The following is a 6129-nucleotide window of genomic DNA, read 5'->3' on the forward strand; positions in this document are numbered from 1 at the left end:
CTGGGCACCACCACGTGCACCGCGGCCACCGGCAGGCCCTGGCTACCGAGGATCGGCGCGGCAATGCTCATGTCCCCCAGGAACAGTTCCTCGGGGTTCAGGGCGTAGCCGCGACGCTGGGTGGCGTCGATCTCGCGCTGGATATCCGCCAGTTCGGTCAGGGTGTGCCGGGTGTGGGCCTTGCGCTCGCTGGCTTCGAGGATCTGTGTGGCCTCGGCGGCGGGCAGGGCGCTGAGGTAAGCGCGCCCGGAGCCGGTGCAGTACATCGGGATACGACTGCCGATGGGCATGTGGATGGGGATGAACTTGGGCGCCACGAAGCGCGCTACATAGACCATGTCCAGGCCATCGGGCTCGGTGAGGTTGGTGGTTTCTCCGGTGACCTGGGCCAGCTCGGCGAGGAACGGGTTGGCCACGTCCACCAGGGTGTCGGCGGCCAGGTAGTTGTAGCCGATCTCCATCACCCGTGGAGTCAGTTGGAAGCGCTTGGTCTGCGGATGCTTACGTACGTAGCCCAGCTGTTCCAGGGTGTGGATCATGCGCTGCGCCGAGCTTTTGTTGATGTCGGCGGCCGCGGCGATTTCCGCAAGGTTCATGGTCCGTTGTGCGGCGTTGAAGGCCCGTAGCACCGCCAGGCCTTTCTCCAACGACTGGTTGAAAAGGGAGTTGTTGTTATCGCTCATGACCAGTCCTATCCAGATATTTTGTGTTTTGAATATCGATATTCGATATTTATAAATCTCTTTACGATTTTTGTAAATTGTTTATAGTCGGGTTCATGCCTCCTGCCTTCCACACCAGAGGCTATCCATCACGGACTTCAAACAATAAAACCGTCCAATGGGAGATTCGTCATGCACACCCGCACTCGCGTCCTTGCACCCGCTGTATTCGCACTCTGTTGCGCCCTGGGCCTTTCGCTGTCGGCCCAGGCCGACCCGCTGTACAAGGTCGGGGCCACCGCCACCGGCATTCCCTTCACCTTTCTTGACGTCAAGAGCCAGAGCATCGAGGGCATGATGATCGATGCCGCCCGGGCGGTGGGCAAGGCCGGCGGTTTCGCCGTGGACATCCAGCAGACCACCTTCGCCGCGCTGATCCCGTCTCTGACCTCGAACAAGATCGACATCATTTCCGCCGCCATGCTGCGCACCCCGGTGCGCGAGAAAGTGGTGCAGTACTCCGACCCGGTGTTCAGCTACGGCGAGGGCCTGATCGTCAAGGCCGACGACGCCAGCGACTACCGCCGCATGGAGGACCTGGCCGGAGAAACCGTCGGCGCCCAGGTCGGCACGGTGTTTATCGACGAGCTGAACAAGCGTGGGATCTTCAAGGAAGTACGCGGCTACGACTCGATTCCCGACCTGATGCGCGACCTGGCCCTGGGGCGGATCAAGGCCGGTTTCGCCGACCGGCCGATTCTCGCCTATCAACTGGCCCAGGGCACCCAGAACAAGGTGCGGCTGGTCAAGGGCTACCAGCCGGTGGTCATGGGCGATGTGTGCCTGATCGTGCGCAAGGGCGATGCGCAGACCCTGGCCGAGGTCAATCGCGGGATCGCCGCGATCAAGGCCGACGGCACCCTGGACCGCATCATCGAGCACTGGAAGCTCAACTGATCCAGTCGCGACCCGGCGCCTGGCCCGGGTCCCTTTCCAGCTGATTAAACGGGTCTCTCCATGTTTCTCCAGAACGCTCTGGACTTCCTGCCCATTCTGTTGAAAGGCGCAGTGGTCACCCTGCAGGTCACCGTTGGCTCATTCGTGCTCAGCTCGCTGATCGGCCTGGTCTTCGCCTTGATGATGGTGTCCAAGGTGCGCTCGGTGGCGTTGTTCGCCATCGGCGTGGTCAACGTCATTCGCGGGCTGCCGATCATCGTCCAGCTGTTTTACATCTACTTCGTGCTGCCGGATTTCGGCATCCAGCTCACCGCCATGCAGGCCGGGGTGATCGGCCTGGGCATCGCCTACTCGGCGTACCAGGCGGAAAACTTCCGCGCCGGTATCCAGGCCATCCACCAGGGGCAGATCGAGGCCGCCGAATCCATCGGCATGCGCGGGCCGATGATCATGCGTCGGGTGGTGCTGCCCCAGGCCCTGCGCATCGCCTTGCCGCCCTACGGCAACACCCTGGTGATGATGCTCAAGGACTCGTCCCTGGTGTCGACCATCACCGTGGCGGAGATGACCCGGGCCGGGCAGCTGATCGCTTCCTCGACCTTCGAGAACATGACCGTCTACACCCTGGTGGCCTTGCTCTACCTGGCCCTGAGCCTGCCGCTGTCCTTTGCCCTGCGCCGCCTGGAGGCGCGCATCAGCACCCGGAGAAAGCCATGATCCAGATCAAGGGCGTACACAAGAGCTTTGGCAACGTGGCGGTGCTCGAAGGCATCGACCTTGAGGTGCGCAGCGGTGAAGTGGTGTGCCTGATCGGGCCTTCCGGGTCCGGCAAGTCGACCCTGCTGCGCTGCATCAACGGCCTGGAAAGCTACGAGCAGGGCGAGATCCTGGTGAGCGGGGCGCGGGTCGACCGGCAGGCCAAGAGCATCCATGAGCTGCGTACTCGGGTGGCCATGGTGTTCCAGCGCTTCAACCTGTTTCCCCATCGCACGGCCTTGCAGAACGTCACCGAGGGGCCGATCTACGTCAAGAAACAGGACCCCCGGCAAGCACGCCTGCGGGCCGAGGCGCTGCTGGAAAAGGTCGGCCTGGCCCATCGCATGCACGCCTACCCGGACGAGCTCTCCGGCGGCCAGCAGCAACGGGTGGCGATTGCCCGGGCGCTGGCCATGGACCCGGAGGCGATTCTCTTCGACGAACCGACTTCGGCGCTGGACCCGGAACTGGTGGGGGAGGTGCTGGCGGTGATGCGCAAGCTGGCCGACGAGGGCATGACCATGATCGTGGTCACCCATGAAATGGGCTTTGCCCAGGACGTGGCGGATCAGGTGTGCTTCCTCCACAGCGGGCGCATCGTCGAGGCCGGGCCGGCGCGCAGCGTGCTCAGCACCCCGAGCCATCCGCGCACCCAGGACTTCCTGCGGCGCTTGCTCAACCAGGGCGCGGAGGTGCAGGCATGAGCGCATCCCAGCCCCTGCGCATGCCGCCCTCGCTGTGGGCGGCCACGGCCAGGCCGGCCGAGCACACCCCGGCACTGGCCGAGGACCGGGAGGTCGATGTGGCGATTGTCGGCGCCGGCTACACCGGGCTGGTGAGCGCCCTGCGCCTGGCCCAGAGCGGTGCCAGCGTCTGTGTGCTGGATGCCGGCGAGCCCGGCTGGGGCGCCTCCGGGCGCAACGGTGGGCAGGTGATCCCCGGGCTCAAGTTCGACCCCGAGCAACTGCTGGCCAAGTTCGGCCCGGTACAGGGCCAGGCGCTGATCGAAGCCGTGGGCTCGGCGGCCGATGAAGTGTTCGAGCTGATCAAGGAACACGGCATTCGCTGCGACGCCAGCCGCAAGGGCTGGATTCAGCCGGCGTTTTCCGGCGCGGCGATGCGCACCCTGGAGCAGCGCGCCGAGCAGTGGCGCCAGCGCGGCGTGGCCGTGGAGTTGCTGGACAAGGCGGCGGTGGGCCAGCGCATCGGCAGCCCGCAGTATCTGGGCGGCTGGGTCGACCCGCGGGCCGGCAGCCTGCACCCGCTGAACTACGCCCGGGGCCTGGCTCGGGTGGCGATGGGGCTGGGGGTGAGTATTCACGGCCAGAGCCGGGTCCGGCAGCTGCAGCGCGATGGCGGGCGCTGGACCCTGGAAACCGACTGTGGCGCGCGGGTACGCGCCCCGAAGGTGCTGCTGGCGACCAATGGCTACACCGACAACCTGTGGCCGGGGCTGCGCCAGACGGTGATCGCCGCCAACAGTTTCATCATCGCCACCCGGCCGCTGCCTGCCGAGTTGCGCCAGAGCATCCTGCCGGGCGGCGAGGTGTGTTCCGATGCCCGGCGCCTGCTGCTGTATTTCAAGCAGGACGCCCAGGGGCGCCTGCTGCTGGGCGGGCGCGGACCGTTTTCCGAGCCGCGCCGAGAGGCCGATTGGAATCACTTGGAGCGCTCGTTGCTGAACCTGTTTCCGCAATTGGCGGGCATCCCCATCGAGTATCGCTGGAGCGGGCGCGTGGCCCTGACCCCGAGCTTTCTGCCGCAGTTGCACGAGCCGGCGCCGGGGCTGTCGATCCTGCTGGGCTACAACGGGCGCGGCATTGCCTTGTCGACCCTGCTGGGCAGGCACCTGGCGGCGCGGCTGACGGGAGCGGGGCAGGGTTTTCCTTTCCCGGTCACGCCATTGCGGCCGATTCCGCTGCACGGCTTGCAACGCCTCTACCTGGGAGCGGGGATCGCCTGGTACCGGTTGCTCGACGCCCTGGGCTGATCAGCTCGGGCAATCCTGCTCGCCGCCGTCCAGGCCCTGTTTGTAGCTCTGGCTGTGCAGGCTGGCCTTGCCGTTGCGCCAGGTCAGGGTCAGCACGTACAGCGAGTCGAAGTCGCTGGAGGCCCAGTCTTCGGTGATCGGCTGCTGTTCGCCCACGGCTTCTTCGGCGACCTTGTTGATCAGCTCCGGCAGGTAGCCGTGGGACCAGGCGGTGTAGATGATCGAGTTGTGGTAGCGGTCATGCAGCAACTCGTCCGCCAGGTCGCTGGTGTCATTGGCGGCAAAATCGATGTTCACCGGCAGGCCGAGCTTGATGGCGCTGGGGCTGATGGTCATCAGCGGGCGGATGTAGCTGTAGGAGTTGTCCAGCTCGCCTTCCTCGACGTTGCGCGTGGGGTCGGCGGCGAACACGTACTGTGCCTTGCCGAATTTCTCCGGCAGCAGCGAGGCCAGGTCGATGGCCCGGTTCAGGCCCTGGCAGTTGAGCTGGCCGAGGCCGCCGGCGGGCTTTTCCGCATGGCGCAGGAACACCAGGGTCTGGGTGCCGTCCACCGGTTGCGCGCGGCTGACGCTGGATTCCAGGGACAGGCACAGGGCGCTGCCCAGCAACAGGGTCGGTAGCAGCAGGTAGGCGCGGTTCTTGAGACGGCGGAGCAGGGGCATGGCAGGACTCTTCAGCGCAAGGTGTGGAGGCTGACAAACCTGTGTATTCCCTGTCATCACGGCCGGTGAAGGCAGTGCTTCTGAGTCCCTGGACGGCGTTTGGTTCGATGAGGCATCAGACTAACCGCGGTATGTTGCCGATTTAAGAAAACCCGGCGGATAATCCTCAGCCGTTGCCTCGTGTGGCGCCCCCCTTTTGACTGTCATTGGAAGCCTGTCATGACCGATCTTTCCGCTTTTGCCGTGACCCAGAAATGGCCTGCGCAGTTCCCCGAATGGATTCAACTGTATTCCCTGCCGACCCCCAACGGGGTCAAGGTTTCGATCATGCTCGAAGAGATCGGCCTGCCTTATGAAGCGCACCGGGTCAGCTTCGAGACCCAGGACCAGATGACCCCGGAGTTCCTCAGCGTCAGCCCGAACAACAAGATCCCGGCGATTCTCGATCCCCATGGTCCTGGCGACCAGCCTTTGGCGTTGTTCGAATCGGGAGCGATCCTGATCTACCTGGCGGACAAGAGCGGGCAACTGCTGGCTCAGGAGTCGGCGGCGCGTTATGAAACCATCCAGTGGCTGATGTTCCAGATGGGGGGCATCGGGCCGATGTTCGGGCAGGTGGGGTTCTTCAACAAGTTTGCCGGCAAGGAATACGAAGACAAGCGCCCCCTGGAGCGTTACGTGAACGAGGCCAAGCGGTTGCTGGGGGTGCTGGACAAGCACCTGCAAGGGCGGGAGTGGATCATGGGCGAGCGCTATACCATTGCCGATATTGCGACCTTTCCGTGGATTCGGAATTTGATCGGGTTTTATGAGGCGGGTGAGTTGGTGGGGATTGATAGCTTCCCGCAGGTGCAGCGGGTGCTGGCCAAGTTTGTGGCGCGGCCGGCGGTGATCCGTGGGTTGGAGATTCCCAAGGTGGTTTGAGGTGTTTTTTAGGGGTGGGCGCGCGAAGGGGGGTACATATCCGTTGCTGCGGGTGTGGCTGCTTATGGTTTCGCTCTTACGGCGAGGGGGCGGGGGTACATATCCATTCCTGCGGTTACGGCCACTTAGGGTTTCGCCCTTACGGCGACTCACTTTTTTCAAACGCCAAAAAAGTAA

Annotated in this window: 7 protein-coding genes; 5 read left to right on the top strand and 2 right to left on the bottom strand. The window is 64.3% G+C overall.

Translation table 11 applies throughout. The features are described from left to right. On the bottom strand, positions 1–683 hold a 683-nt coding region (locus tag BLX41_RS02255; protein WP_148059676.1), incomplete at its 3' end, for an IclR family transcriptional regulator. A gap of 171 nt (positions 684–854) precedes the next feature. On the opposite strand from BLX41_RS02255, the gene BLX41_RS02260 reads away from it, so the two are divergent. The 4 genes from BLX41_RS02260 to BLX41_RS02275 are packed head-to-tail and all read left to right on the top strand — an operon-like array spanning position 855 to position 4365. Beyond that, complete coding sequence (locus BLX41_RS02260) at positions 855–1619, top strand: ABC transporter substrate-binding protein (protein ID WP_123723598.1); 765 nt, start codon at positions 855–857, stop codon at positions 1617–1619. A gap of 60 nt (positions 1620–1679) precedes the next feature. Continuing rightward, a complete protein-coding gene (locus BLX41_RS02265) occupies positions 1680–2336 on the top strand; it encodes an amino acid ABC transporter permease (protein ID WP_011060581.1) in 657 nt (218 codons plus the stop codon). Continuing rightward, positions 2333–3079 (top strand): amino acid ABC transporter ATP-binding protein, encoded by a 747-nt coding sequence (locus tag BLX41_RS02270; protein ID WP_123723599.1) that lies wholly within the window; start codon positions 2333–2335, stop codon positions 3077–3079. The genes BLX41_RS02265 and BLX41_RS02270 overlap by 4 nt, the downstream gene beginning before the upstream one ends. Then, entirely contained in the window at positions 3076–4365 is a 1290-nt protein-coding gene (locus BLX41_RS02275; protein ID WP_123723600.1) for an NAD(P)/FAD-dependent oxidoreductase, read from the top strand. Before BLX41_RS02270 ends, BLX41_RS02275 begins: the two co-directional genes overlap by 4 nt. On the opposite strand, the gene BLX41_RS02280 is transcribed toward BLX41_RS02275, so the two are convergent. After that, positions 4366–5028, bottom strand: a complete 663-nt coding sequence (locus BLX41_RS02280; protein ID WP_123723601.1) for a histidine phosphatase family protein — start codon at positions 5026–5028, stop codon at positions 4366–4368. A gap of 219 nt (positions 5029–5247) precedes the next feature. Here BLX41_RS02280 and BLX41_RS02285 point away from each other — a divergent pair, with 219 nt between their 5' ends. Beyond that, positions 5248–5952, top strand: a complete 705-nt coding sequence (locus BLX41_RS02285) for a glutathione binding-like protein (protein ID WP_123723602.1) — start codon at positions 5248–5250, stop codon at positions 5950–5952. The last annotated feature ends 177 nt before the right edge of the window (positions 5953–6129 follow it).

It is taken from the genome of Pseudomonas protegens, from assembly GCF_003732485.1.
Lineage (GTDB): Bacteria > Pseudomonadota > Gammaproteobacteria > Pseudomonadales > Pseudomonadaceae > Aquipseudomonas > Aquipseudomonas protegens_B.

Excerpts from the sequence above, each read along its gene's own strand:
- BLX41_RS02260 (WP_123723598.1), top strand. The coding sequence starts at position 855 with ATGCACACCCGCACTCGCGTCCTTGCACCCGCTGTATTCGCACTCTGT.
- BLX41_RS02265 (WP_011060581.1), top strand. The coding sequence starts at position 1,680 with ATGTTTCTCCAGAACGCTCTGGACTTCCTGCCCATTCTGTTGAAAGGC.
- BLX41_RS02270 (WP_123723599.1), top strand. The coding sequence starts at position 2,333 with ATGATCCAGATCAAGGGCGTACACAAGAGCTTTGGCAACGTGGCGGTG.
- BLX41_RS02275 (WP_123723600.1), top strand. The coding sequence starts at position 3,076 with ATGAGCGCATCCCAGCCCCTGCGCATGCCGCCCTCGCTGTGGGCGGCC.
- BLX41_RS02280 (WP_123723601.1), bottom strand. The coding sequence starts at position 5,028 with ATGCCCCTGCTCCGCCGTCTCAAGAACCGCGCCTACCTGCTGCTACCG.
- BLX41_RS02285 (WP_123723602.1), top strand. The coding sequence starts at position 5,248 with ATGACCGATCTTTCCGCTTTTGCCGTGACCCAGAAATGGCCTGCGCAG.